The sequence below is a fragment of the Sphingomonas naasensis genome (assembly GCF_004792695.1).
Taxonomy (GTDB): Bacteria; Pseudomonadota; Alphaproteobacteria; order Sphingomonadales; family Sphingomonadaceae; genus Sphingomonas; species Sphingomonas naasensis.
In genome coordinates this window covers 953,612-979,297 of the sequence record NZ_SRXU01000001.1, presented here as the reverse complement: position 1 = coordinate 979,297, position 25,686 = coordinate 953,612, and the positions used below count along the sequence as shown (strand labels likewise).

The window sequence follows — 25,686 nt, the reverse complement described above, 5'->3', positions numbered from 1 at the left end:
GGAACCACGACATGGGCTGGACCGAACGATTGCAGCATTGGCTGCAGAGCCTGTTCTCGGGAGAGCCGGGCGGCAGGCGCATTCCTGAGCGCCTCGAATATGCGGCGCCGGCAGAGGACGAGACCCCGGTGATGCCGATTTCCGGCGGGCGCGGGGCCGGCGGGCAGCCGGCGATCGCGTTTCGCCGGAATGCCGTGTTCGCGGCGTTCAACACTGCGGTGCCGGTGAGCGATCGCCATGGCCTTGCCGGCCGCAAGAAGGAGCTGGCGCGGCTGATCGATGCCGTCGTCAAGCAGCGCAAGCACGCGCTGATCTATGGCGCGCGCGGATCGGGCAAGACCTCGCTCGCGCGCGTCTTCGGCGATCTCGCCGATGAGGCGGGCTGCGTCGCGCTCTATGGCTCGGCCAGCGAAGGCGCCGATGTCGACGGGCTGTTCCGCCCGTTCCTCGACGAGCTGCCGCTCCAGCGTGGCATCGCCGCATCGATCCCCGCAGACAAGCCGCTGGGCATCCAGCAGATCGCCAATCTCTTCGTCCAAGGCGTCAACCAGCGCACCTTGCTGATCGTCGACGAATTCGATCGCGTCGCGGCCGAGCGCACCCGGCACGAAGTCGCGTCGCTGCTCAAGCTGCTCACCGACATGCATTCGACGGTGCAGATCGTGCTCGTCGGCATCGCCGGCAATGTCGACGGGCTGCTCGCCGCGCATCCGTCGCTGCGGCGGCATCTCGCGGCACAGCCGGTGGCGCCGATCGAGCGCGACGAACTCGCCGGTTTGCTGCGGCTTTGTGCGCAGCAGGCGGGGCTGTCGTTCGAGGAGGAGGCGGTTCAGACGATCGTCTCGGCGGCGATAGGCTCGCCTTATCATGCCCGGCTGTTCGGCATGCACGCCGCGCTCAACGCCGAGGCGGCAGGGCGCGACCGCATCGTGCTGGCCGACGCCCAGAAGGGCCTCGCCGAGGCGCTTGCCGAGTGGAGCGATCTCACGCCGGACATGTGTCGGGTCTTCGAGCGCGCGCTCGCCCAGGCGGGTTCGTTGCGCGGGATGATCGCGCTGGCGGGGGTGCTCGCGGCGCATGCACCGATCCTCACCTTCGAACGGCTCACCGCGGCAGGCACCGACCTGTTCGGCGAGGAACTGGGTGGGGCAACCGCAGTCGATCGCACGATCGGCCTGATCGCCCCCGCGCTCACCGAAGACGGCATGCCGGGCGAGCTGCAATTCGCCGATTCGCTGTCCCCGCAATTCCTCGTGCTGATGGCCAATGGCGCGGCGCGAACCCGCGACGCCGCATCGGTGGCGCGTGACACGCTCGACGCGCGCGAGCTTCTGCAGGGAGTCGGGCTATGACCATCAAGGCAGCCGATCTGGTCGAGGCGCTCAAGGCGCGCTGGCTGCTCGTTGCGGCGATCGCGGGCGTGCTGTTCGCTATCGTCGCCGCGATCGCGCTGGTCCAGCCGCGGCAATATGTGGCGACGTCGTCGCTGCTGCTCGACCTCTCGCAAACCGATCCGACCGACAGCACCCAGCAGCAGCAGGGCCGCGTCGAGACCGATTCGATCATCGCCACCCAAGTCGATCTGATCCGCAGCGCCAAGGTCACCGATGCGGTGGCGAAGGCGGCCGGCTTCCTCGACGCGATCCCGGCGGACGTTCCCCCCGAGGCGCGGCTCCAGCAGGCCGCGGCGCGGGTGCGCGCGGGGCTGACGGTCACCACCGGCCGGCAGAGCAACGTGCTGCAGATCCAGTTCCTCGATCCGGATCCGGCGGTGGCGGCGCGCGTCGCCAATCTCGCCGCGCAGATCTACATGCGCGAGCAGGTCAGCCTGCGCGCCTCGGCGGCGCAGGGTTCGGCGCAATGGTTCGAAGCGCGCACCGCCGACGTCCGCCGCCGCTACGAAATCGCGCAGAAGAAGCTCTCTGACTTCCAGCGCGCGCACGACATCATCGGCATGAACCGCATGGATCTCGAGGCGGAGAAGCTCAAGAACCTCTCGGCGCATCTCGTTCAGGCGCAGGCCGATGCCGCCGCGGCGCACTCCAAATCGGGATCGGCGGCGGTGCCCGAGGTCGCGACCTCGCTCGTCGTGCAGAATATCGAGGAAGCGGTCGCCACCCAGGCCGGCAAGGTCGCCCAGCTCGCCAAGTCGCTGGGCCCGAACCATCCGCAGATGGTCGCCGCAAAGGCCGAACTGGGCGAGCTTCAGGGCAGCCTGCGTGCCGCGCGGGCCAACCAGGCTTCGTCGATGACCGCCAACAGCAGCGCGGCCAGCCGTCGCGAAGGCGAGCTGCGCGGCGAGATGGCGGCGCAGGAGGATCGCATGATCCGGATGTCGGGCGTGCAGGACCAGCTGATGGTCATGCAGCGCGACGTCGAGGCGGCGCGGCAGACCTATGACACGGTCCGTCAGCGCTTCAACGAGGCGGCGCTCAAGAGCCAGATCTCGCAGCCCAATGCCAGCCTGCTTGATCAGGCGACGGTGCCGCTCTTCCCGGCCCGGCCGAGCCTGCCCCTGTGGTTCGCTGGCGGCATCGCGCTCGGGCTGCTCGCGGGTATCGCTACGGTGATCCTCGGCGAGATCCTGCGGCCGCGCGTGCGCACCCTCCACGGGCTCGCGGCGTCGACCGAAGTCGAGGTGATCGCCGATCTCTCCCCCAACTCCCAGCCGGCCGGTGGCTGGTTCATCCCACGTGAGGAGGCTGCATGAGGCTCCGTTCCACTGCGGGCGCAAACCCGCTGCTCGCCGAGGCCGCGTTCCATCCGGCCGATGCCGAAGCCCCGGGGCAGGGCGGTCTTGCGCTGCTCGCGCGCGGCGACGACCGTGTCGATCCGCTGGTCACCGCCGCGTTCGACGCCGACGATGCCTATGTCGCCAAGGTCCGCAAGGTGCGCGCCAAGCTGCTCGCCACCGCGCGCGAGGCGAGTGGCGCCGACGGGCGGCTGCGGCTCGCGATCCTCTCGCTCCAGGCCGGCGACGAGGCGTCGATCCTCGCCGCCAATCTCGCCACGGTGATGGCGCAGATGGACGGGCCGACGATCCTCGTCGACGCCGATATCGAGCGACCCTCGCTCGACCGGCTGCTGCGCCTGCCCAACCGCATCGGGCTTGCCGAGCAGCTGGGCGGCATGGCGTTGCGCCTGCCGGTGACGCAAACCGCGATCGAGCGGCTCTGGCTGATGCCGGCGGGGCAGGCGGCAGGCGGCGCGGCGACGTTGGTCGAGAAGGGCTCGCTCGCCGAGGCGGCCGCCGGCTGGAACCTGCCCGAGGCCAATCTGCTCGCCTATCTCGCCGAGCGCGCACGGGGGGCGACGGCCTTCGGCAACATCCTCGAGAAGTTCGATGCCGTGGTTGTCGTGGCGCGGCGCGGAGTCACGCCGGTGTCCGAGATCCGCCGCGTGATCGACGATCTCGATCGGCACCACATCCCGATCGCCGGCTCGGTGGTCAGCTGAGGAGCGCCCGATGCACGGAAGCACGATAGAGCTCTCGCTGCGCGAAAGCGGGGCCGGCGACGGCCATGCCGAGACCGCATGGGTGGGCGGCGTGCCAGTGTCGACGCTGTCGCTCCGCGCGCTGATCGAGAAGATGCTGCGCGATGCGCCGCTGGGGCTGGCGGCGGGCGAACGGCCCGCGCTGGTGTTCGATTGCAACGGCCACGGCCTGTCGCTCAACGCGACCGACAAGGCCTTCGCCGCCGATCTCGCCGAGGCCGACCTGATCCATGCCGACGGCCAGGTGATCGTCAAGGCCTCGGAATGGCTCGGTGGACCGAAGATCGCCGACCGCTCGAGCACCACCGACATGTTCATCGACAGCCTGCCGGGCGCCGCGGCCGCCGGAGTGCGCTATTATCTGCTCGGCGGCACCGAGCAGGTGAACGCCGATTGCGCCGCGCGCATCACCGGCTCGACGCCCGGGCTCGCGCTCGCCGGGCGTCGCAACGGCTTCTGGAAGCCCGACGAGGAGGCCGCGGTGATCGATGCGATCAACGCCGCAGCACCCGATGTGCTGTGGGTCGGCACCGGCAAGCCGCGCGAGCAGGCGTTTTGCGTGCGCAACCGCGATCGGATCAAGGCGGGCTGGATCGTCACCTGTGGCGGCCTGTTCAACTACATCACCGGCGATTATCCGCGCGCGCCGCAATGGATGCAGAATGCCGGGCTCGAATGGCTGCACCGCATGGCGACCAATCCGCGGCATCTCGCCTGGCGCTATCTCACCACCAATCCGCACGCGCTGTATCTGATCTGGAAGCACCGGAATGGTTGAGGCTGCTGCCTTGCCTGTTGAAAAGAAACCCCTGCGCGCCACGCTGGCGCGCTTCGGGCTGGCGAGCATGTCGTCGGCGGCGGTGTCGGTCAGCCATTTGCTCGTCCAGCTGGCCTCGGTGCGCCGGCTCGATGCGGCCGAGATCGGTACGCTCGCCTTCCTGCTGGTGATCATCCAGTTCGGCTATGGCCTGTCGAACGCGCTGGTCTCGACTCCCTATGCGATCGCGGTGAACCAGCACGAGGAAGAGGGCGAGGGCTTCGACTTCTTCTATCCGGTCAATCTGCTGCTCGCGCTCGCGCAGGGGCTGCTCTGCGGGACGATCGGCTGGGTGATGGCCGGCCCCTGGGCGGCGGCGGCGTTCGGGCTGGCGGGAGTGTTCTCGCTGCTCCGCTGGTTCGGCCGCGCCAATGCCTATGCGCACCACACCCCGGGCGGTGCGGCGATCTCCGATCTCGTCTATGCGGTCTGCGTGGTCGCCGGCGTCGGCGCGACGCTCGCCTTCGGGGCGCATCTCGAGCTGTTCGGCGCGGTGATCGCGGCGGCCGGCGCGGTGGCGCTGATCCCCTTCGGCGCGCGCTTCCTCGCGCGGCATCGGCCGGTGGGGCTGGGCAGGGCGCTGGCCGATTATCGTCCGGTGTGGAAGCGCCAGTCGGCCTGGACGCTGATCGGCGTGGTCACCACCGAAGCGACCTCGAACGCGCACAGCTACATCGTCACGCTCTTTGCCGGCCCGGCGGCGTTCGCGCCGATCGCGGTGGGCATGTTGTTCTTCCGTCCGGTCAATGTCTGCATCACCGCGCTCACCCAGCTCGAGCGGCCGCGCATGGCGCGCGCCATAGGCAAGGGCGACGCGCGCGGCGCGCGCGGATCGGCGCGCGCGTTCATGGCCGCGCTGGTGGCGATCTGGATCGCGACCGTCGTTCTCGCGGGGCTGATCCTCACGCTCGTCCCGCAGGTGATCATCAAGCCGACGCTGTCGGTGCCGACGGTGATGACCGCGGTCGCGCTCTGCGCGGGGCTGTCGCTCGTGCAGTGTCTGCAGGCGCCGATGAGCGTGCTCACCCAGGCGCGCGGCGCGTTCCGGCCGCTCGCCGCGACCAGCGTGCGGAGCTGCATCGTCGGCGTCGCGGCGGTGGTGGCGATCACGCTCTTCGCGCCGTCGGTCTACACGATCGCTGGCGTGGTGCTCGCCCAGCTGGTGATGATGCTCGGCATCTGGCGGCTCGACCGGCGCGCCCGGCGCGGGGAGGCGCAATGAGCCTCGCGCTTCCCTGGCACCGCGGACGGCTGCCCGAGCGCAGCGGCGGCATCGCGCAGCCGCGCGCCGAGGCGCTGATCCCGGTCGCGCAGTTCGTCTATTACATCTTCCTGATGCTGATCTTCATCGGTCAGCAGCCCTTCTCGTCGCGCAACCAGGAACAGCTGGTGGCGATGGCGGCGAACAATGACGGGTCGGACCCGTTCAAGCAGGCCTTCTTCATCGGCTTCGCGCTGGTGCTGACGCTGCTCGAGCTCGTCCGGCGCTATCAGCCGCAATATCGCTTCACCTATTGGCCGCTGCTGCTGATGCTCGCCTGGTTCCTGATCAGCTGCAGCTGGGGCGTCGACCCGTTCGTCTCGTTCAAGCGGGTGATGCAGCAGGTGATCGTGATCTACATCACCTTCCTGTCGCTCGCGCTGCTCGGCCCGCAGCGGCTCTATCACACGCTCGTCGCGGCGCTGGTCACCTCGCTGCTGATCTGCTGGGTGTCGCTGCCGCTCACTCCCAATGCGGTTCACCCGCCGACCGAGAGCGACAAGGCGCTGATCGGCGCGTGGCGCGGCTTCTTCTTCCACAAGAACATCGCCGGCGCGGTGATGGCGCTCACCTTCGTGGTCACCGCGCACGCCTATTTCACCTCGCGCAAATGGGTTTTCGCGCTGTTCTCGGTGATGGCCTTCGTCTTCGTCGTGGGAACCAAGAGCAAGACCTCGCTCGCGCTCTGCTTCGCGATCCTCGCGGTGAGCTCGGTCTATCGGCTGCTCAGCCAGTCGGTCGCCAAGCGCGCGGTGCTGCTGCTGCTCGTCGGGCTCGGCATGCTGCTCTTCCTCGCGCTCTACATCGCCTTCCAACCGATGATCGAGCGCTGGTTCGCCGATCCCACTGCGTTCACCGGACGCGTGTCGATCTGGAAGGTGGCGATCGACTATCTCGGCGATCACCCGTGGCTCGGCGCCGGTTTCGGCGGCTTCTGGCAGGTCGGCGATCTCTCGCCCGCGCACGACTATCTCAACCAGAAATTCCAGCTGCTCACCGCGCATTCGCACAATGGCTATCTCGAGATCCTCGTCACCACCGGCCCGGTCGGGTTGGTGCTGCTGCTCGTCTCGTTCGTGGTGCTGCCGGCGTGGTGGTTCCTCACCGGCACCACCAAGGCCAACGCCACGCTGATGGCGAGCGCCTTCGCGATCTGGAGCTTCGTCCTCTACCAGAATCTGCTCGAGACCTCGTTCTTCGACAAGGACCGGCAGGTCTGGGTGATCTTCCTTTCGTCGCTCGCGATCGCGCACGCCTCGTTCAAGGCGGTCGAGCGGCCGCGCTGGCGCCGCCAACCGACGCGCGCCGTCGCCCCCGGAGTTCCTGCATGACCGAGATCGCCATCTGCATCGCCACGCGCCAGCGACCGCAGGGCATTACCCGAACGCTGCGCTCGCTCGCCGGGCTCGTCACCGAACGCGCGGTCACGGTGATCGTCGCCGACAATGACGCCGTGAAGCGCGAAGGTATCGCCGCCGCGGAAGCGCTGCGCGCCGAAGGCTATCGTTGGCCGCTCGAGCTGCTGACCGTCGCCGAGCCCGGAATCCCGCAGGTCCGCAACGCGCTGGTCGCCGCGGCGCTGCGGCTGCCCGACATCGCCTTCGTCGCAATGCTCGACGACGACGAGGCAGCCGATCCGCACTGGCTGCATGCGATGCTGGCCTGCCAGGCCGCGACGCGCGCCGATATCGTCGGCGGCGCGGTGCTGCGCGAGATGGAGGGCGAGATCCCATCCTGGATGCTCGACCATCCGATCCTGCGGCCCAAGCTCCGCGGCGGCTCGGGGGTGGTCGATCTGGTCGACAGCACCGGCAATGTGCTGATCGCCGCCGAGGCGCTGCGAGCGCTGGGCGACAAGCCCTTCCACGAGGCGATGGCGCTCACCGGCGGCTCGGACAAGGAGCTGTTCACCCGGATGCAGCGCGGCGGGCGGCGTTTCGCCTGGGCCGAGGATGCGCGCGTCACCGAACTGATCCCGGCCAGCCGGATCTCGACGAAGTGGCTGCTGATGCGCGGCTACCGCATCGGGATGACCGACACGATCACCGCGCTGACCCACAGCACGCCCTTCAAGGTGGCGACCGCGGAGGCGCCGCGAATCTTCGGCGGCTTCGTGCTCGGCTCGCTCGGCGCACTGACCTTCGATCCGGGCAAGCGCGCCGAGCGGCTCGGCAAGCTCTATCGTGCGGCGGGCAAGGTCGCCGCGCTCACCGGCCATCGTTACGAGGAATATCGCAAGGTGCACGGCGCATGAGGAACGACACCGGCCAACCCACCTTCTCGGTGGTGATCCCGCTGTACAATCGCGCGGAGATCGTCGCGACGACGATCCGCTCGGTGCTCGACCAGGATTTCCGCGATTTCGAGATCATCGTCGTCGACGATGGCTCGAAGGATGCTGCCGAGCCCGTGGTCGCCGCGATCGGCGATCCGCGTATCCGCTATGTCCGGCAGGAGAATGCCGGCGGCGGCGCGGCGCGCAATCGCGGCATCGAGGAGGCGCGCGGCCGCTACATCGCCTTTCTCGATTCCGACGATCAGTTCCTGCCCGGCAAGCTCTCGATCATGGCGGCGGCGCTGCCCGACGAAGGCGATACGGTGCTCTATTCGCAGATGAAGGTCGATCGCGGGGTCGACCGCTATTGGGTCCGCCCAGAGCGCGGCATCCGCGAGGACGAGGATGTCGGCGAGTATCTGTTCTGCGCCAATCAGTTCATGCAGACCTCGACGCTGGTCGTGCCCGCCGCGCTGGCCAAGCGGGTGCGCTTCGATCCGGCGCTGAAAAAGGGGCAGGATCTCGATTTCGCGGTGCGGCTGCAGGTGGCCGGGGGGCGCTTCCGGATGATCGAGCAACCGCTCACCATCTGGCTCGACGCGACCGAGGTCGGCCGCACGTCCTATGTGCGCGGCTACGAGACCTCGCTCGACTGGCTCGAGCGCTGCGGCCATCTGCTCACCAGCCGCGCCCGCCACGGCTATCGCGCCACGGTGCTCGCCTATCACATGGCCCCGGTCCGTCCGCTCGCGACGATCCCCGAGCTGGTTCGTGGCCTGTTCTACGGGCGCGTGCCGCCGCGCATCCTCGCGCGCCAGCTGCTCCGCTCCTATTTGCCCAAATCCTTCTACCGATCGCTGGTGAACCAGTTCGTCCATCGCTTCGGTAAGACCGGCGCGCTGGCGGGCAAGGCGGGTGAGTGAATGGACGCGCTGAGCCAGCTCCAGCCCATCGAGGCGAGCGCAGCGGAGGCGCCGCTGTTCACTGTCGTCATTCCCACCTTCAATCGCCGCGATACCGTGGTCGAAGCGGTGCGCTCGGCGCTCGACCAGAGCGTGCGCGATCTCGAGGTGATCGTGGTCGATGACGGTTCGACCGACGGCACCGCCAGCGCGGTCGCGGCGATCGGCGACGAGCGGCTCCACGTCATCGTCCAGCCCAATGCCGGCGCGGCGGCGGCGCGCAACCGCGGCATCGATTATGCCCGCGGGCGCTATGTCGCCTTCCTCGATTCCGACGATCGCTTCTTCCCCGATCATCTCGCCGATCTGCTGCCGCTGCTCGCGCAGGGCGACGATGTCGTCGCCTATTGCCGCGTCGTGGTCGATCGCGGCGCGGGGCGGCAGTTCCTCAAGCCCTATCGCGAGATTTTGAGCGGCGAGGGCGTCGACCGCTATCTGATGTGCGAGCGCGGCTTCATCCAGACGAGCAGCCTCGCGCTGCGCCGCAGCCTCGCCAATACCGTGCGCTATCGCGAGGATGTCGGGTTCGGCGACGATACCGATTTCGCGGTACGCCTCTCGCTTGCCGGCGCGCGGTTCCTGATGGCGCCGGACGCGACCGTGCTCTGGGCCGACCGCCGGACCGAGAACCGGCTGTCGCAGGTTCGGGCGAACATCGGCAACCTCGCCTGGCTCAAGGATCTGCGCCCGCACATCTCGGCGCGCGCCTATTCGGCCTATATGGGCTGGCACGCCGCCAAGAGCGTCTGGCCGACCAGCCGGCGTACCGCGCTGCGCTACTATTTCGGCGCGCTGCGCCATGGCGCGTTCCGCCCGCATGTCGCCGCCATCGTGCTATTGCAAATCATTATCCCAGACAATCTTTACCGAAAGACGGCTGATCGATGGATCGCGTTGACCAGCCGGGGGAAGGGCGCGCGGATATGAGGCGACGCGCCTTCCTCGCCGGTGCGGCGGCCGCGTGCAGCGTGCCGCTCGCCACCAGCGCGGTGCCGTTCGTTCCGCCCCGGCCCGATACCCACGGCCCCGGGCTCGATGCGCGCGCGCGGCGGAGCGGGCGGCGTTTCGGTTGCGCGATCAAGTCGAGCCAGATCGCGAAGGACACCGCCTTCACCGCCGCGGTGCTGCGCGAGGCGGGCACGATCGTGCAGGAATATGAGCTCAAGCGGCACGTCACCCAGGCGAAGCCGGGCCGCTATGATTTCAGCGGCAACGATCGCCTGCTCGCCTTCGCGCAACGGCACGGGCTGGCCGCGCGCGGGCATACGTTGGTCTGGTACGCGGCCAATCCACCCTGGCTCGAAGCGGCGCTGCCCAAGGCCGCGCCGCGGGCGAAGGAAGCCCTGCTCACCGGTTATATCGACGCCGCGATGCGGCGTTATTCGGGGCAGATCGGCGAATGGGACGTCGTCAACGAGGCCGTCGAGCCAAACCAGGGCCGTAGCGACGGCATGCGCGCGCAGAATATCTGGGAGCAGGCGTTCGGCGAGGATTATATCGACATCGCCTTCCACACCGCCCGCGCCGCCGATCCGCATGCGCGGCTGTTCCTCACCGATTTCGGGCTCGAGCACGCCTCGCGGCGCTGCGCCGCGCGGCGCACTGCGATCCTCAAGCTGCTCGAGCGCGCATTGGCACGGCGTGTCCCGATCGACGCGCTCGGTATTCAGGGGCATCTCAAGCCGTTCCGCGAGCCGTTCGACGAGCGCATCTTCGCCGGCTTCCTCGACGAAGTCCGCGGCATGGGGCTGTCGATCGCGATCACCGAATTCGACATCGCCGATCGCGGTGGGCCGCAGGCAGTCGAGCCGCGCGACGCGCAGGTCGCCGCGGTCGGCAAGGCGTTCCTCGACGTCGCGCTCGACAATCCGGCGGTGACCTCGGTGCTCAGCTGGGGACTGTCCGACCGCTATTCGTGGCTGTCGACCTATCCCGAATATCGCTGGCCCGACGGCAAGCCCTCGCGCGGGCTGCCGCTCGATGCCGATCTGGGCCGCAAACGGCTCTGGGCGTCGATGGCGGCGGCGTTCGACGCTGCGCCTGCGCGGCAGGCAAGACATCAAGGCAAGGGAGTGCCGGCATGAGGATCGCGCCATTGACGGGGTTGCGCGGGATCGCGGCGATCGCCGTGCTGCTCTACCATATCCCGCATTCGCCGGCCTTCTCGGCATTCCATCTGACGCTGTTTTCGCGCGCCTATCTCGCGGTCGATCTGTTCTTCATCCTGAGCGGCTTCGTCATCTCGATCGGCTATTATGAGCGCGTGGTGAAGCATCCGGGCTGGTCGAGCTATGGCGACTTCCTGCTCAACCGCATGGCGCGGGTATGGCCACTCCATTTCATCGTCGCGCTGGTGTTCCTGCTCCGGATTCTAGTCAACGTCTCGGGCGATCAGCCGGTCGCGCTGACCTCGGCGAACCTGTTCACCAATTTCTTCATGATCGAGAGCTGGGGTTGGGGGACGCAGGCGCTGGCGGGCAATAGCTGGTCGGTGAGCACCGAGCTGCTCGCCTATCTCGCCTATCCGCTGGTCGCGGTGATCGCCTTTTCGCGCGCGGCATGGGGGCAGGCGATCGCGGCGCTGGTCCTGCTGATCCTCGTCGCGACCTATGGGCATGGCGCGCAGGGGCCGCTCGACGTCAACGACGGCGACAGCATCCTGCCGGTGCTGCGCTGCCTCGCCGGCTTCTCGCTCGGCGTGATCGCCTATCGGCTGGTGCGGCATCCCCTGTGCGAGCGGCTGCTCGGCGGCGAGCATGGCTTTATCGGCAGCTGCCTGCTGATCGCCGCCGCGCTGCTGATCCCGGGTGCCGACGTGCTGGTCGCGCTGGCCTTCGTGCCGCTGGTGATCGCCTGCTATTATAACGGCCAGACAGCGCGGCGCCTGCTCGCCAACCCGGTCGTCTTTCATCTCGGGCTGATCAGCTATTCGATCTATCTCTGGCACCCGCTGGTCCGCGACATATTCGCGCGGACGATGGGGATCGCGCATCGCCATGGCGTCGTCGGCTTCGACTGGGCATTCGTCGGGGCCCTGCTGATCGCGACCTGGCTGATCTGCTGGGCGAGCTATCTGCTGATCGAGGTGCCCGGGCATCGCGCGATCAAGAAGCTCGAGCGCCGCGTCGTCCCGCGGCCGCCGCTGCCCTTCCAGCAAGCTGCCGAATAGCGATGCACGCCGCCTCGACGATCATCGCGGTCCCCACTTTCCGGCGCCCCGAGCAGCTGCGCCATCTGATCGCGGCGATCGCCCGGCTCGACGCGCTCGACGATGCGGCGCTGCTGGTCGCCGACAATGGCGGCGGCGAGGGAGCGGTAGTGGCGGCGGCGATGGCGGAGCAGGGCCTGCCGCTCCCTGTCGAGGTGATCCATGTGCCCGAGCCGGGGCTGTGCCATGCCCGCAACGCCATCGTCGCGCACGCGCTCGCGATCCCGTCGATGCAGCGGCTGGCGATGCTCGACGACGATGAATGGCCCGAGCCGCAATGGCTCGCGGCGCTGCTTGCGGTCCAGCGGCGCACCAACGCCGCGGTGGTCGGCGGGCCGGTGATCCCGGTCTTCCCCCAAGGCGCGCCCGATTGGGTCGAGCAGACCCTCGTCTTCCGCCCCGAGCAACGCACCGAAGGGCCCACGGGCATGCTCTACGCGAGCAACAACCTGCTGGTGATGCGCACCGCGCTCGAGGCGCTGGGTGCACCGTGGTTCGATCCCGCTTTCAACCGCAGCGGCGGCGAGGATCTCGATTTCCTCACCCGGCTGCAGGCGATCGGCTTCCGTTTCGCCTGGGCGCCGGGCGCGCGCGTGTCCGAATGGGTCGGCGCCGAGCGCGCGCGCAAGGCATGGGTGCTGCGGCGGATGTGGCGGATCGGCGTGACCGACACGCGCGTCGCCCGCAAGCAGCGGCGCGGGCTGGTCGGACATATCGTGCTCGGGCTGCGCTCGCTGGCGCTGCTCGGCCTGCGCACCGCCGCGCTGCCGGCGATGCTCTGGCGGCAGAAGCGCCGCCTCGACATCGCCGGTCAATGGGTCAAGGCGGTCGCGCGCCTCTATGCGCTGGCGGGCGGGAGCGACGCGCTCTACGCCGCTCCCGCGCCGCTCAGTTCTGCCAGGCGCGGAAGCTCTTGACGATCATGTCGCCCGAGCCGTCGTCATAGGCGCTGGTCGTCTTCACCGCGACGTCCATGATCGGATACCAGCGGTGCCCGCGGAACGGATTGACGCTCTGATAGGTCTCGAGCCCGTCGACGAACCAGGTGATGTATTCCGGCCCGATGTCGACCGCGTAGCGGTGATAGCCCTGCGCGAACCCCGACAGTCCATAGGCCTGCTCGGCCTGGATGTTGGTGCCGCGCTGGAAGCTCCGCACCCCGCCGCTGCCGCCGTGGATCGTCGCCGAGACGTGCCGGTCGAAGTCCCAGTAGCTCTGATATCCGAAGCCCTCATAGACGTCGATTTCGGGCGGCCAGCCCGAGGTGGAGATCAGCCAGAAAGCCGGCCACGCCCCGCGCCGGGTCGGCATCTTGGCGACCCACTCATATTGGCCATAGCCGATCTGGGTGGCCGGGGTGTTGTGGCCGCTCAGCACCACCGAGCCATATTGATAGGCCGTGCCGTTATAGGTGATCGCCGACCACAGCTTCTGGGTGTGGAACACCAGCCCCTCGTCGGTATAGCGCAGCGGCGCCTCGACCCAGGGGTAGAGACTCTCGTCGAGGTAGAGGCCGGTCTCGCCGTTCGCGGGCTGGGCGCGGCCATGCGAGAGCTGGGTCGCCCAGGCGCCCGACCAGCCGACGTCGGACCAGCGCATGGTGTCCTTGGTCATGTCGTACTGGAGCGCGCCATAGGTGCGGAAGCTCCGCGGGTTGCGGAAGCCGCTGGTGGCGGCCGCGGTCGGCGTGGCGCCGGCGTTCGCCGTCACGGTCGCACTGGCGGTGCCCTGGTTCGCGCCCCACGGCGCCTCGCGCAGCTTCAACGAGAATTGCTGGCCATTGGTGGCAGAAAGGATCGGCACCGCCACGGTCTTGCGCAGCGGATCGCCGGGGCGGAAGATCACCACGTCCTCGGTCGCCTTGTACTGATAGCCCGAGATCGCCTTGGTGCTGCCCGATCCGTTGACGGTGATCACGCGCGCGATGACGGTGTTGGGCGTCGCCTGGTTCAATATCACCGGAACATAGGCGACCGAAGCGCCCGGCTGGAACGTCGCGGCGCCGATCGACAGCGTGGCCTTGGCCGGAAGCCTGGTGCCGTTGGCGAAGTCGAAGCTGGCGAAGCTGTTGGTGCTCGCGATGGTCTGGGTTTGCGCAGGCGCCGCGACCGCGCTCGTCGCCTCGGCAGTAGTCGCATCTGAAACGACGATCATGCCGGTCTGTTGTTGTGAAGAGCTGGAGTCCTCACCCGAGCACGCCGCGAGCGCGCACAGAGAGACAGCGCCCGCAAGCGGACGCAACATAGTGATACGCATGTAAACACCCCCCGGTGTCAGCGGCCAACAACTGTGCCGCCTAAGGGGTATTTAGGAAAGAAAGGGCGCCCGAACCAAGGTCGGACGCCCTATTTGCGTTGAGTTGAAGCTAAAAGCTGTCGATTTGCGAAACTAAATTACTCTGCCGCAATCGCGAGTGCTTCTGGCGCAACTGTCAGTCCGCGACCGACGCCGGTATAAGTGAAGCCGGCGGCCTCTACGGCCTCGGGCCGATAGATGTTGCGCAGGTCGACCAGCGCATCGCCTTCCATGCGCGCGCGCAGCTCGGCTAGGTCGAGCGCGCGGAAGGCGTTCCATTCGGTGACGATCACCAGCGCCGCGGCCCCGTCGGCGGCCTCGTAGGGCGATGTCGCGAAGTCGACATTGGGAAGCAGCGGCCGCGCCGCGGCCATGCCCTCGGGATCGAAGGCGCTGACGCGCGCACCGCCGTCCTCGAGCGCCTGGATGATCGCGAGGCTCGGCGCATCGCGCATGTCGTCGGTATTGGGCTTGAAGGTCAGCCCGAGCACCGCGATCTTCTTGCCGCGCACCGATCCGCCGCACGCGGCGATGATCTTGCGGCCCATCGCGCGCTTGCGGCTGTCGTTGACCGCGACGGTCGCCTCGACGATCCGCACCGGCGTGCCGGCATCCTCGGCGGTCTTGACCAGCGCGAGCGTGTCCTTGGGGAAGCACGATCCGCCATAGCCGGGGCCGGCGTGGAGGAACTTCGAGCCGATGCGGTTGTCGAGCCCGATCCCGCGCGCAACCTGCTGGACGTCGCCGCCCACCGCCTCGCACAGGTCCGCCATCTCGTTGATGAAGGTGATCTTGACCGCGAGGAACGCGTTCGCGGCGTATTTGATCAGCTCGGAGGTGCGCCGGCCGGTGAACAGCAGCGGCGCCTGGTTGAGATAGAGCGGGCGATAGACTTCTTCCATCACCGGGCGGGCGCGCTCGTCCTCGATGCCGATGACGATGCGGTCGGGGCGCTTGAAGTCCTCGATCGCCGCGCCCTCGCGCAGGAATTCGGGGTTCGAGGCGACGGCGAAATCGGCCTCGGGATTGGTCTCGGCGATGATGCGTTCGACCTCGTCGCCGGTGCCGACCGGAACGGTCGACTTGGTCACCACCACGGTGAAGCCCTTGAGGCAGGGCGCCATCTCGGCGGCGGCGGCGTGGACATAGGAGAGGTCGGCATGGCCGTCACCGCGGCGCGACGGCGTGCCGACCGCGATGAACACCACATCGGCCTTCTCGACCGGACCGGACAGCTCGGTAGAGAAGGCGAGCCGCCCCGCCGCGACGTTGCGCGCAACGAGGTCGTCGAGGCCCGGCTCGTAAATCGGGATCTGGCCCGCGTTGAGCCGGGCGATCTTGCCTTCGTCCTTGTCGACGCAGGTCACCTGGTGCCCGAAATCGGCGAAGCAGGCGCCCGAGACGAGTCCGACATAGCCCGATCCGATCATTACGATACGCATGTACGATACTCCTGGAATTATCGGATTCAGGCCGCGCGGCGCGGCTGGCGGGCGGCGAGCAGCTGGCTCGCGAACAGCTCGACTTCGTCGGCGAGGTCCTCGCGCTCGAGCGCCATCGCCAGATTGGCGTGGAGGAAGCCGGCCTTGTCGCCGCAATCATAGCGCGTGCCGGCGAAGGTCAGGCCGTGGAATGGCTGCTCGCCGATCATTCGCGACATCGCGTCGGTCAGCTGGATCTCGCCGCCGGCGCCCTTTTCCTGGCTCGCCAGCACGCGCATCACGTCGGGCTGTAGAATGTAGCGGCCGATCACCGACAGGTTCGACGGCGCGGTGCCGGGCGCCGGCTTCTCGACCAGCCCCTGCACTTCGGTGAGCGAGCCCTCGCGCTTGCCCGGGGTGATGATGCCATAACGATGCGTCTGCTCGTCGGGCACGGTCTCCGCGCAGATCACGTTGCCGCCGACCTGCTCGTACGCATCGATCATCTGCTTGAGGCAGCCGGGGCGGCCGACCATGAAATCGTCGGCGAGCAGCACCGCGAAGGGCTCGTCGCCCACCACGTCACGCGCGCACCACACCGCGTGGCCGAGTCCCATCGGCTCCTGCTGGCGGACATAGGTGACCGCGCCGGGCTTGAGCCGGGTGCGGCCGAGAATGTCGAGCGATTTGCCGCGCCCGCTCATCGTCGTCTCGAGCTCGAAGGCGATATCGAAATGATCCTCGATCGCCGCCTTGCCGCGGCCGGTGACGAAGATCATCTGTTCGATCCCGGCCTCGAGCGCTTCCTCGACGGCATATTGGATCAGGGGGCGGTCGACGACCGGTAACATTTCTTTGGGAATTGCCTTCGTCGCCGGCAGAAAACGGGTTCCAAGCCCGCCGACGGGAAACACAGCCTTACGCACTCGCTTCGGGGTCATATACGCCACCTCCTTCGCTGCGATGCAGCATAGTCAGGCGACGTCATGGCGGCAATTTCGCCTCGCCGCCCGGGCGGCTCCGGTGGTCCGTGTTTTGAGGGTCAGCCCTGCGCCGCGGCGACCGATGCGCGACGGATCAGCGTCGATACGAACAGCGACGCTTCGCCGTCCTCGCCCGCCGGGCCACCGCCTTCGCCGCCGACCAGCTTGAGCGCCGCGGCGCGCGCCATCGTCGCGATCGGCCAGCGTACCGTGGTGAGCGGCGGCCAGAGGTGTGAGGCGATCGGCGTGTCGTCGAAGCCGATGATCGACAGATCCTGGGGCACGTTGAGCCCGCGCTGGCGCGCGACGTGGAGCACGCCGGCCGCCATTTCGTCGTTCGAGGCGAACACCGCGGTGGGGCGGGGCGCGAGGTCGAGCAGCTGCTCGGCGGCGCGCATCCCCGATTCGAACTTGTAGTCGCCCTGGACGATCAGCGTCCGCTGGATCGGCAGCCCGGCGCGTTCGAGCGCTTCCTCATAGCCCTTTTGCCGCTCGGCCGCCGAGCGGAAGCCATGCGGCCCGAGCACCAGCCCGATCCGGCGATGGCCCGATTCGATCAGATGCTCGACTGCGCCGCGCACCGCTTCGCGATCGTTCGAGGCGACCATGTGCGCCACCTCGTCGAGCGGCGCCGATCCCATGCGGACATAGCGGACGCCGAGCTGCGCGCAGAGCGCCGCGAGCTGATCATTCTCCGAGATCGGCGGCAGGATCATCACCCCGAACGGGCGCTGGCGTTCGAGGAACTGGCCGATATCCTCGAGCATCGTCGGCGAGCCGCGATTGACCGGGTGGACGATCAGCTCGAACTCGGTGTCGCGCAGCACCTCGAGCATGCCCTGCTGGACGTTGAGCACCATCTGCGCGTTCGGGTTGTCATGGATCAGCCCGATCAGAAAATTGCGGCGCAGCGCCAATGCGCGCGCTTGCGGATTGGGGACGTAGCCGAGCTCGGCGATGACTTCCTCGACACGCTTGCGGGTGTCGCCGTTGAGCAGCGGGGATTGGTTGATCACCCGGCTGACGGTCTTCTTCGAGACGCCGGCGATACGGGCGACGTCGTTGATCGTGGGTTGCGAGCTGCGCTTCATCACAGGACGACATACCCCGGACACGCGCTTGCGCCAAATGCATCATGCACGCGTGCTGTTGCCAATCGCCCTCTTTGCTTGATACCGGTGTCATAGACGGCCGCAGAGCCGAAAAGCGAGAGGATATGGAAATGCTGCTACGACCATCGCGGCGCGACCTGCTGCGCTACGGCGCGCTCGCCGGTGCGGGGACGCTTCTGCCCGGTAGCGCCCGTTCCGCGCCCGATCCCTGGCAGCGCGCCGCCGATATCGCCCGGACGGTTCGGGCGCCGGTCTTCCCCGCACGTAGCTTCGACATCACGCGCTACGGCGCGAAGGGCGATGGCGTGACTCTCGTCACCGAAGCGATCGCCGCCGCGATCAAGGCGTGCGCCGCGGCGGGCGGGGGCAGGGTGGTGGTACCCGCCGGCACCTTTCTCACCGGCGCGGTCCATCTCCAGTCGAACGTCGAGCTGCATCTTGCCGCTGGCGCGACGTTGCTCTTCAGCACCGATCCCGCGCATTATCCGATGGTCTTCACGCGCTGGGAAGGCATCGAGCTGATCAACTATTCGCCGTTGGTCTATGCGTACAAGGCAAAGAACATCGCGATCACCGGTTCGGGCACGCTCGACGGACAGGGCAGCGCCGAACATTGGTGGGCGTGGAAGGGGCCATGGGGCGGCACCGCCGAACATGGCTGGCGCGAGGGCATGCCCGATCAGCGCAAGAGCCGCGCGGTGCTGTTCCAGATGGCCGAGGATCGCGTGCCGGTCGAGAAGCGCGTGTTCGGCGACGGCCATTATCTGCGCCCGCCCTTCATCCAGCCCTATCTTTGCGAGAATGTGCTGATCGAAGGCGTCAAGATCCGCCGCTCGCCCTTCTGGAACGTCCATCCGGTGCTGTGCCGCAACGTCATCCTGCGCGGCCTCGACATCATGGGGCACGGCCCGAACAACGACGGCACCGATCCGGAATCGGTCGACATGATGCTGATCGAGGGCTGCTCGTTCGACACCGGCGATGACTGCATCGCGGTCAATTCGGGACGCAACGAGGATGGCCGCCGCATCGGCGTGCCCTCGCAGAACATCCTGATCCGCAATTGCCGGATGAAGGAAGGCCATGGCGGGATCACCGTCGGCTCGCAGATCTCGGGCGGGGCACGCTGGGTGTTCGCCGAGAAATGTCGACTCGACAGCCCGGATCTCGACTATGCGATCCGCTTCAAGAACAACGCGCTCCGCGGCGGGCTTCTCGAGAATTTTCACTATCGCGACATCGCGGTGGGCGAGGTCCGCCGCGCGGCGATCGCCTGCGACTTCAACTATGAGGAAGGCGCGAAGGGCCGGTTCACTCCGATCCTGCGGCACATCAACATCACCCGGCTGCACGCCCGTCACGCGACGCGGGTGCTCGACAGCCAGGGGCTTCCCGGCGCGCCGGTGACTGACATCGCGCTCCGCGACTGCAGCTTCGACGGGGTCACCCAGCCAAGCATCCTCCGCCATACCGAGCGCGTGACGCTCGCCAGGGTGCGCGTGAACGGCAGGTCTGTCACCGCGCTCGACCCGCTCCAGCCGTCCTGAGACGCCCATGCTCGCGTTGACCGTGCTGGCATTGCTGGCTTCGTCAGAAGCGGAGCCGCAACCCGCCTTTCCCGGTGCGGAGGGTGCGGGCCGTTTCGCGCAGGGCGGGCGTGGCGGGGAGGTGCTGTTCGTCACCAACCTCGCGGATAACGGCCCGGGCAGCCTCCGCGCCGCGGTCGAGACCAAAGGGCCGCGCACTATCCTGTTCCGCGTGTCGGGAACGATCCGGCTCGCCACGCCGCTCGTCGTTCGCGAGGGAAGGGTGACCATCGCCGGCCAGTCGGCACCGGGGGGCGGGATCACCCTGCGCGATCACATGCTGCAGATCGCCGCCGACGATGTGATCGTGCGCCACATCCGCTCGCGGCTCGGCGACGAATCGAAGACCGAGTCCGATGCGATCACGATCACCAAAGGCCGACGGATCATCCTCGATCACGTCTCGGCGAGCTGGTCGGTCGACGAGACGCTGTCGGTCTCGGCGAACTACACCAATGCCGGACAGGGCTTTTACGACGTCACCGTCCAATGGTCGATCATCTCGGAATCGCTGACCCACTCGCTCCATGCCAAGGGCGAGCATGGCTATGGCAGCCTGATCCGCGGCGGGCGCGGTTCGAAAGCGAGTTTCCACCACAATCTCTGGGCGAGCCATTCGGCGCGGATGCCGCGCCCCGGCAATTACAGCGGTCCCGAGGTCGACCCTGTCGGCGCCTTTTTCGATTTCCGCTCGAACGTCTTCTACAATTGGGGCCGCACGCGCTCGGGCTACAATGCCGACAAGGCGACGCTCGTCCGCTACAATTTCGTCGACAACGCCTATGTCGCCGGCCCGCAATCGCAAAAGCCGATCGCGTTCGATGAATCCGATATGCTCGCCAGGGCCTGGTTCGCGGGCAACAGCATGAACGGCACGATTCCCGCCGATCCGTGGAGCCTCGTCACCGGCGTCCAGCCGGAAGGCTATCGGCTGGCGCAGCCGGTGGATGTCGCGCCGGTCACGGCGGATCCTGCCGCGTCGGCCTATGCCAGGGTGCTTGCGGGCGCGGGCGCGTCGAGGGTGCGCGACGCCGTCGATCTGCGGGTCATCGCCGGGGTGCGCGATCGGACGGGCAAGCAGATCGACAGCCAGCGCGAGGTCGGCGGCTGGCCCGCGCTCGAAAGCTTGCCGGCGCCGCCCGATGGCGACGGCGACGGCATGCCCGACGCGTGGGAGCGCCGGCACGGCCTCGATCCGCGCAGGGCCGATGCCAATGACGATCGCAATCGCGACGGCTATACCAATATCGAGGAATGGCTCGCCGCCGCCGCCGAGGGCAAGGGTTAAGCGAAACCCTGGCTGCGTGCCCAGCTGAGGAAGAGCTCGGGCCAGACCGCGGCCGGCTTGCCCGCCACGCGCGTCATGCCGAAGCCGTGCCCGCCATGGGTGAAGAGGTGCGTCTCGACCGGCACCCCGGCCTGTTTGAGCGCGGCGCGCATCAACAGGCTGTTCTCGACCGGCACGACATCGTCGTCCTCGGCGTGGAGCAGGAAGCAGGGCGGGGTATTCCTGTCGACATTGCGATGCGGGGCGTGCGCGGCTTCGAGCGCGGGGCTGGCATTCTCGCCGATCAGCTGCTTGCGCGAGCCCATATGCGCGTCGGGCGCGCTCATCGAGATCACCGGGTAGATCGGCGCGGCGACCATCGGCCGCGCGCCGAGCTTGTCGGCCGCGTCGACGGGATCATAGGTTTTGACCGCGTGGCGCGTCGCGAGATCGGCGCAGAGATGGCCACCCGCCGAGAAGCCGATCGCGGCCACCCGCTCGGGATCGAGCGCGTCGCGGAGCGCGCGCGCGCGGATCAGCCGCATCGCACGCTGGGCATCGGAGAGCGCGACGTTCGGCCCCGCGCCCCATCCGTCGCCCGGCAGGCGATAGAAGAGCACATAGGCCGTGAAGCCCTGCGCGGCGAGCCAGCGCGCCAGCACATAGCCTTCGTGATCGAGCACGATCCGGACATAGCCGCCGCCCGGCATGATCAGCACCGAAGCGCCGTTGGCGATGCGCGGGCGGAACACCGCCAGTCGCGGGTTGGCGACGCCGCTCACCGAGCGATCGGCGAGCATAGCGTTGGTGCTGCGCTCCTCGACCTTCTCGATCGGCAGCTTTGTCGGCTTGCCCGGCACGCCTTTGGGCCAGAGGTCGATCGTCTCGGTCGGGTCGGTCAGCCCTGCCGGCAGCGTCTTGTCGCCCTTGGGCGGCGCGGTCTGCGCGCTGGCCGCGATCGGTGTGGCAAGCGCCGCGAGCAAGGCGGAACGACGATCGAACTTCATCCGGCAGAACCTCCCGAAAAGCCGGCTTCAGGTGCCGGGCTGAATATAGGGCACGCGCGCGAACAGCTCGCGCTGCCATTTGCGCGGGTCGTTCTCGATGCGGCTGCGCGCATCGAAGACCATCGTCGCGCGCTTGTCGAGGCCGTAGCGCGGCCAGTGCGGCAACCCGGCGTGATTGGGGTCGCCGGTCCTGGTGAAGGCGACGAAGCTGTCCTGCATCGCTTTCGACGCGGCGCGCGCATCGGCGCCGGTGCCGGTCTGCGAGCCCGCGGCGCCGAGCGTCCCAAATACCAGCGGAATGTCCATCGTGTGGAAGGCCCCGCGGCGCGGATCGGTGCGCGAGGCGAAATCGAGCTGATAAACCCAGCCCGGCGCGCCGGCGCGGGCGCGTGCCTCGGCCTCGATCACTTGCCCGCGCCAGCTCCGTCCACAGGTGGTCGCGTCGTAAAACACCTGCTCGGGCGTCCAGGCGGGATAGTGCGCGCGATATTCGGCGACGACCCATTCGGGCAGGATGTCGATGCGCAGCTCGGGCGCGATCCGCTCGGCGATATTGTCCCAGCCGAGCCCCCGCATCTTCGCCGAGTCCGGCGCGATGAAGGCGCGGGTCTCGTCATGCGTGTTGCCGAGGATCATCGGGATCGCGTTCGACCGGGGATCGGCGTCGGGCCAGAAGGGGTGGCGTGTCAGCCATTTCATGTCGAGCACCGGCCCGAAATAGACGCCGCCGCCGAGCACCGGATCGGTTGCCGAAAGCCCTTCGATCAGCTTTTCCCGCGGCATCGCCAGCAACGCGCCGAGATCGGTCTCCTGTACCCCGAGCTTGCCGAGATAGGCCCGCGTCCGCGCGGTGGCATTGAGCGGACCCGAGGCGGTAATCTGCTGGCCGCTCATCGTCGCGGCGCGGTGGAACAGCCCGTCGGCAGCTGCCATGCCCATCATCGTCGCGATCTTCGCGCCGCCGCCCGATTGGCCGAACACCATCACCCGGCGCGGATCGCCACCGAACGCTGCGATATTGTCGCGGACCCATTGCAGCGCGAGGATCAGGTCGAGCTGGCCGCAATTGCCGCTGTCGGCAAAGCGCGGATCGAGCCGCGCCAGATAGAGATAGCCGAAGGCGTTGAGCCGGTGGTTGACCGTCACCACCACCACGTCGCCGCGTGCCGCCAGCGCGCCGCCGTCGTTGAGCGGATCGGTGACGCTGCCGCCCGAATAGGCGCCGCCATGGATGTAGAGCATCACCGGCTTGCGGGCGCGCGGGTCGGCCTCGGCGGTCCAGATGTTGAGGAACAGACAATCCTCGGACTGGGCGCCGTAGCGGCTGCCCGCTTGCGGCGCGACCGGGCCGAAGCTCGCGGCCGACTGGATTTCCGCGGCGGCGGAGATGGGGGTGGGGGCGCGGAAACGCTCGGCATGGCCGTAGCGGATGCCGCGGAACACGCGGACACCGCCTTCGATCGTCCCCTGGAAGGCACCGGCCGCGGCGCGGACGGGCGCGCCGGCGGATTGCGCCCGGGCGCGCGCGGAGAGCAAGGCCGCCGAGGCCCCCGCGATCAGCGTGCGGCGGTCGATCATCGCTCACTCCCCTAAAGCATTGCTATGCTTGCCGGATCGGGTAACCGGTGTCAGACGGCTTTGCAACGCCACCGCGGCGCTACGCCGTCCAATGGTTGCGTCGCCCGCGGTTTCGACCCACATAGCCACTGGCGCAGGCGCGCCCCGGACAAGCGATGACGACTGCTCTCAAGATCCATTCGAACGACCATGTCGCGACGCTGCTCGAGCCGATCGCGGCGGGCGAAAGCGTCGAAATCGACGGCGCGCGCATCGTCGCACGCGCCGATATCCCCAAGGGACACAAGATCGCCCTGGTCGACATCGCGCCCGGCACCGAAGTGAACAAGTTCGGTTTCCCGATCGGCCGTGCGATCGCGCCGATCGCATCGGGCGATCATGTCCATAGCCACAATCTGGCGACCGGCCTGTCGGGCACGCTCGACTATCGCTACGATCCGCATGCCGAACCGCGCGCGCCGACTACGGGCGGGAAGACCTTCCTCGGCTATGTCCGCGCCGACGGCCGGGTGGGCACGCGCAACGAGATCTGGATTCTGCCGACGGTGGGCTGTGTCGGCCGCACCGCCGAGCGCATCGCCGCCGAGGCCGGGCGGCGCCATGCCGGGCAAGTCGACGGCGTCCACGCGTTCGCCCACCCCTATGGCTGCTCGCAGCTCGGCGACGATCTCGGCGCGACGCGGCGGATGCTCGCCGCGCTGGCCGCGCACCCCAATGCCGGCGGCGTACTGCTGATCGGGCTGGGCTGCGAATCGAATCAGCTCGCGCAACTGCTCGAAGCGATGCCCGAGGGCTATCGCGACCGCATCCGCACCGTCGTCGCGCAGAAATCGGAGGACGAGTTCGCGGACGGTCTCGCCGCAGTCGCCGAGCTCGCCGCCGAGGCGGCGCGGACGAAGCGCGAGCCCGTCGGCCTCGACAGGCTGGTGCTCGGGGTGAAGTGCGGCGGTTCGGACGGCTTTTCGGGGCTGACCGCCAATCCGCTGGTCGGCCGGATGAGCGACGTCGTCACTGCCGCGGGCGGCAGCGCGATCGTCACCGAGATCCCCGAGATCTTCGGCGCCGAGCAGATGCTGATGGATCGCGCCGAGAATGCGGCGGTGTTCGAGAATATCGTCGGCGTGGTCAACGACTTCAAGAATTACTTCCTCAGCCATGGCGAGCCGGTCTCGGAAAATCCTTCGCCGGGCAACATCGCCGGCGGGATCACCACGCTCGAGGAGAAGTCGCTCGGCGCGGTGCAGAAGGCGGGGCATGCCGTCCTCACCGACGTCAAACGCTATGGCGAGCGCATCGAGCGCACCGGGCTGACCTTGCTCGAGGCGCCGGGCAACGATGCGGTTTCGTCGACGGCGCTAGCCGCGGCGGGGGCGACGGTGATCCTGTTCACCACCGGCCGCGGCACGCCGCTCGGCTTCCCGGTGCCGACGGTCAAGATCGCGTCGAACAGCGACCTCGCCATGCGCAAGCCGAACTGGATCGACTTCGACGCGGGGCAGGTGCTGCGCGAAGGTTTCGACGCGGCCGAGGAAGCGCTGATCGACCGTATCGTCGCGATCGCGTCAGGCGCGGAGACCGCAGCCGAGCGCAATGGCGAGCGCGAGATCGCCTTCTGGAAGCGCGGCGTTACGCTGTAGGTGCGTTGACCGCCAGCTGCGCAGCGAAGGCGCGCTGATAGGCGGGGCGCGCCTCGCCGCGCGCGACATAGGCGGCGAGATTGGGATATTCGTCGAGGATCCCCGACATCCGCGAGCGGAGCAGCACCGACACCATCAGCAGATCGCCCGCGCTGAACGCGCCGTCGAGCCATTCGGCGTCGCCCAGCCGGGCCGAGAGCCGGTCCAGCCGATCGCGGATGCGCTCCTTCACCAGCGGCAGGCGCTCCGCCGCCCATGGCTTGTCGCCTTCGATGATCTTGACGACGGTCAGGTCGAGGATCGGCGGCTCGACGGTATTGAGCGCCGCGAACATCCAGGTGATCGCCCGGGCGCGCGGGTCGGGATCGTGCGGCAGCAGGCCAGCATGTTGCGTGGCGATATGAAATACGATCGCCCCGGTTTCGAAGATCGCGAGGCCGCCGTCCTCATAGGTGGGGATCTGCCCGAACGGATGGACCGCCAGATGCGCGGGCTCCTTCATCGCGGCGAAGGAAACGAGCCGGACGTCATAGGGCTGGCCGACTTCCTCGAGCGCCCAGCGCACCCGCGTATCGCGTGCCAGCCCCATGCCCCCGTCGGGCGATCGTTCAAAGGCGGTGATAGTGATCGTCATCGTGTCGGTCTCCCTGCGTGATGCGATGCCTCGTGGCGCCGCATCGTGACGACGAGCGCGCCTCCCGGAAATCGACACGCTGTTGTGATTATTTTCCGCCGAAGCGCAAATCGCGCGCCTGCGAATGGCCGCGGCATCGAAAGCGCCC

At 68.1% G+C, this 25,686-nt stretch carries 22 protein-coding genes; 15 read left to right on the top strand and 7 right to left on the bottom strand.

Annotated elements, in window-relative coordinates; all coding sequences use genetic code 11:
- Positions 1-11 precede the first annotated feature (11 nt).
- From E5A74_RS04500 to E5A74_RS04445, 12 genes are read left to right on the top strand one after another with little or no spacing between them, the layout of a single operon-like run.
- Positions 12-1,352: an ATP-binding protein gene (locus E5A74_RS04500; RefSeq protein ID WP_135983027.1), complete on the top strand. Its 1,341-nt coding sequence runs from the start codon at positions 12-14 to the stop codon at positions 1,350-1,352.
- Positions 1,349-2,710 carry a GNVR domain-containing protein gene (locus E5A74_RS04495; protein ID WP_135983026.1) on the top strand — a complete coding sequence of 454 codons (1,362 nt, stop codon included), beginning with the start codon at positions 1,349-1,351 and terminating at the stop codon, positions 2,708-2,710. Before E5A74_RS04500 ends, E5A74_RS04495 begins: the two co-directional genes overlap by 4 nt.
- A complete protein-coding gene (locus tag E5A74_RS04490) occupies positions 2,707-3,456 on the top strand; it encodes a CpsD/CapB family tyrosine-protein kinase (protein ID WP_135983025.1) in 750 nt (249 codons plus the stop codon). The genes E5A74_RS04495 and E5A74_RS04490 overlap by 4 nt, the downstream gene beginning before the upstream one ends.
- Before the next feature lie 10 nt (positions 3,457-3,466).
- Positions 3,467-4,273 carry a WecB/TagA/CpsF family glycosyltransferase gene (locus E5A74_RS04485; protein WP_135983024.1) on the top strand — a complete coding sequence of 269 codons (807 nt, stop codon included), beginning with the start codon at positions 3,467-3,469 and terminating at the stop codon, positions 4,271-4,273.
- A 10-nt stretch (positions 4,274-4,283) separates the two neighbouring features.
- Positions 4,284-5,534: a polysaccharide biosynthesis protein gene (locus E5A74_RS04480; RefSeq protein ID WP_240699636.1), complete on the top strand. Its 1,251-nt coding sequence runs from the start codon at positions 4,284-4,286 to the stop codon at positions 5,532-5,534.
- Entirely contained in the window at positions 5,531-6,904 is a 1,374-nt protein-coding gene (locus E5A74_RS04475) for an O-antigen ligase family protein (RefSeq protein ID WP_135983022.1), read from the top strand. Before E5A74_RS04480 ends, E5A74_RS04475 begins: the two co-directional genes overlap by 4 nt.
- On the top strand, positions 6,901-7,827 hold the full coding sequence (locus tag E5A74_RS04470; RefSeq protein ID WP_135983021.1) for a glycosyltransferase family 2 protein: 927 nt from the start codon (positions 6,901-6,903) through the stop codon (positions 7,825-7,827). Before E5A74_RS04475 ends, E5A74_RS04470 begins: the two co-directional genes overlap by 4 nt.
- A complete protein-coding gene (locus tag E5A74_RS04465) occupies positions 7,824-8,771 on the top strand; it encodes a glycosyltransferase family 2 protein (protein ID WP_135983020.1) in 948 nt (315 codons plus the stop codon). Before E5A74_RS04470 ends, E5A74_RS04465 begins: the two co-directional genes overlap by 4 nt.
- On the top strand, positions 8,772-9,737 hold the full coding sequence (locus E5A74_RS04460; RefSeq protein ID WP_135983019.1) for a glycosyltransferase family 2 protein: 966 nt from the start codon (positions 8,772-8,774) through the stop codon (positions 9,735-9,737).
- On the top strand, positions 9,734-10,894 hold the full coding sequence (locus E5A74_RS04455; protein WP_135983018.1) for an endo-1,4-beta-xylanase: 1,161 nt from the start codon (positions 9,734-9,736) through the stop codon (positions 10,892-10,894). Before E5A74_RS04460 ends, E5A74_RS04455 begins: the two co-directional genes overlap by 4 nt.
- Positions 10,891-11,979, top strand: coding sequence for an acyltransferase family protein (locus E5A74_RS04450; protein ID WP_135983017.1), 1,089 nt, complete (start codon positions 10,891-10,893; stop codon positions 11,977-11,979). Before E5A74_RS04455 ends, E5A74_RS04450 begins: the two co-directional genes overlap by 4 nt.
- 2 nt (positions 11,980-11,981) lie before the next feature.
- Entirely contained in the window at positions 11,982-12,935 is a 954-nt protein-coding gene (locus E5A74_RS04445) for a glycosyltransferase family 2 protein (RefSeq protein ID WP_135983016.1), read from the top strand.
- Here the strand turns inward: E5A74_RS04445 and E5A74_RS04440 are convergent.
- The 4 genes from E5A74_RS04440 to E5A74_RS04425 all read right to left on the bottom strand — a co-directional run bounded on the left by E5A74_RS04440 (position 12,907) and on the right by E5A74_RS04425 (position 17,808).
- Positions 12,907-14,172 carry a glycoside hydrolase family 16 protein gene (locus tag E5A74_RS04440; RefSeq protein WP_135983015.1) on the bottom strand — a complete coding sequence of 422 codons (1,266 nt, stop codon included), beginning with the start codon at positions 14,170-14,172 and terminating at the stop codon, positions 12,907-12,909. The two genes, E5A74_RS04445 and E5A74_RS04440, sit on opposite strands and share 29 nt — an antisense overlap.
- Positions 14,173-14,411: 239 nt before the next feature.
- Positions 14,412-15,755, bottom strand: coding sequence for a UDP-glucose dehydrogenase family protein (locus tag E5A74_RS04435; RefSeq protein ID WP_135983014.1), 1,344 nt, complete (start codon positions 15,753-15,755; stop codon positions 14,412-14,414).
- Between the two features lie 26 nt (positions 15,756-15,781).
- On the bottom strand, positions 15,782-16,675 hold the full coding sequence (galU, locus tag E5A74_RS04430; RefSeq protein WP_135983013.1) for a UTP--glucose-1-phosphate uridylyltransferase GalU: 894 nt from the start codon (positions 16,673-16,675) through the stop codon (positions 15,782-15,784).
- A 101-nt stretch (positions 16,676-16,776) separates the two neighbouring features.
- The gene (locus tag E5A74_RS04425) at positions 16,777-17,808 is read right to left on the bottom strand and encodes a LacI family DNA-binding transcriptional regulator (protein WP_135983012.1); all 1,032 of its coding nucleotides are present in this window, start codon (positions 17,806-17,808) and stop codon (positions 16,777-16,779) included.
- A gap of 131 nt (positions 17,809-17,939) precedes the next feature.
- Here E5A74_RS04425 and E5A74_RS04420 point away from each other — a divergent pair, with 131 nt between their 5' ends.
- Entirely contained in the window at positions 17,940-19,376 is a 1,437-nt protein-coding gene (locus E5A74_RS04420; protein WP_135983011.1) for a glycoside hydrolase family 28 protein, read from the top strand.
- 7 nt (positions 19,377-19,383) lie between these two features.
- Positions 19,384-20,703 (top strand): pectate lyase family protein, encoded by a 1,320-nt coding sequence (locus tag E5A74_RS04415; protein ID WP_135983010.1) that lies wholly within the window; start codon positions 19,384-19,386, stop codon positions 20,701-20,703.
- Here E5A74_RS04415 and E5A74_RS04410 read toward each other — a convergent pair.
- Together E5A74_RS04410 and E5A74_RS04405 are read right to left on the bottom strand one after the other, a co-directional pair.
- Positions 20,700-21,689, bottom strand: a complete 990-nt coding sequence (locus E5A74_RS04410) for an alpha/beta hydrolase (protein ID WP_135983009.1) — start codon at positions 21,687-21,689, stop codon at positions 20,700-20,702. The two genes, E5A74_RS04415 and E5A74_RS04410, sit on opposite strands and share 4 nt — an antisense overlap.
- A 27-nt stretch (positions 21,690-21,716) precedes the next feature.
- The gene (locus E5A74_RS04405; protein WP_135983008.1) at positions 21,717-23,267 is read right to left on the bottom strand and encodes a carboxylesterase/lipase family protein; all 1,551 of its coding nucleotides are present in this window, start codon (positions 23,265-23,267) and stop codon (positions 21,717-21,719) included.
- Positions 23,268-23,422: 155 nt separating this feature from the next.
- Here E5A74_RS04405 and E5A74_RS04400 point away from each other — a divergent pair, with 155 nt between their 5' ends.
- The gene (locus E5A74_RS04400) at positions 23,423-24,904 is read left to right on the top strand and encodes a UxaA family hydrolase (protein ID WP_135983007.1); all 1,482 of its coding nucleotides are present in this window, start codon (positions 23,423-23,425) and stop codon (positions 24,902-24,904) included.
- Here the strand turns inward: E5A74_RS04400 and E5A74_RS04395 are convergent.
- Positions 24,894-25,538 carry a glutathione S-transferase family protein gene (locus tag E5A74_RS04395; protein ID WP_135983006.1) on the bottom strand — a complete coding sequence of 215 codons (645 nt, stop codon included), beginning with the start codon at positions 25,536-25,538 and terminating at the stop codon, positions 24,894-24,896. The two genes, E5A74_RS04400 and E5A74_RS04395, sit on opposite strands and share 11 nt — an antisense overlap.
- Positions 25,539-25,686: the final 148 nt, after the last annotated feature.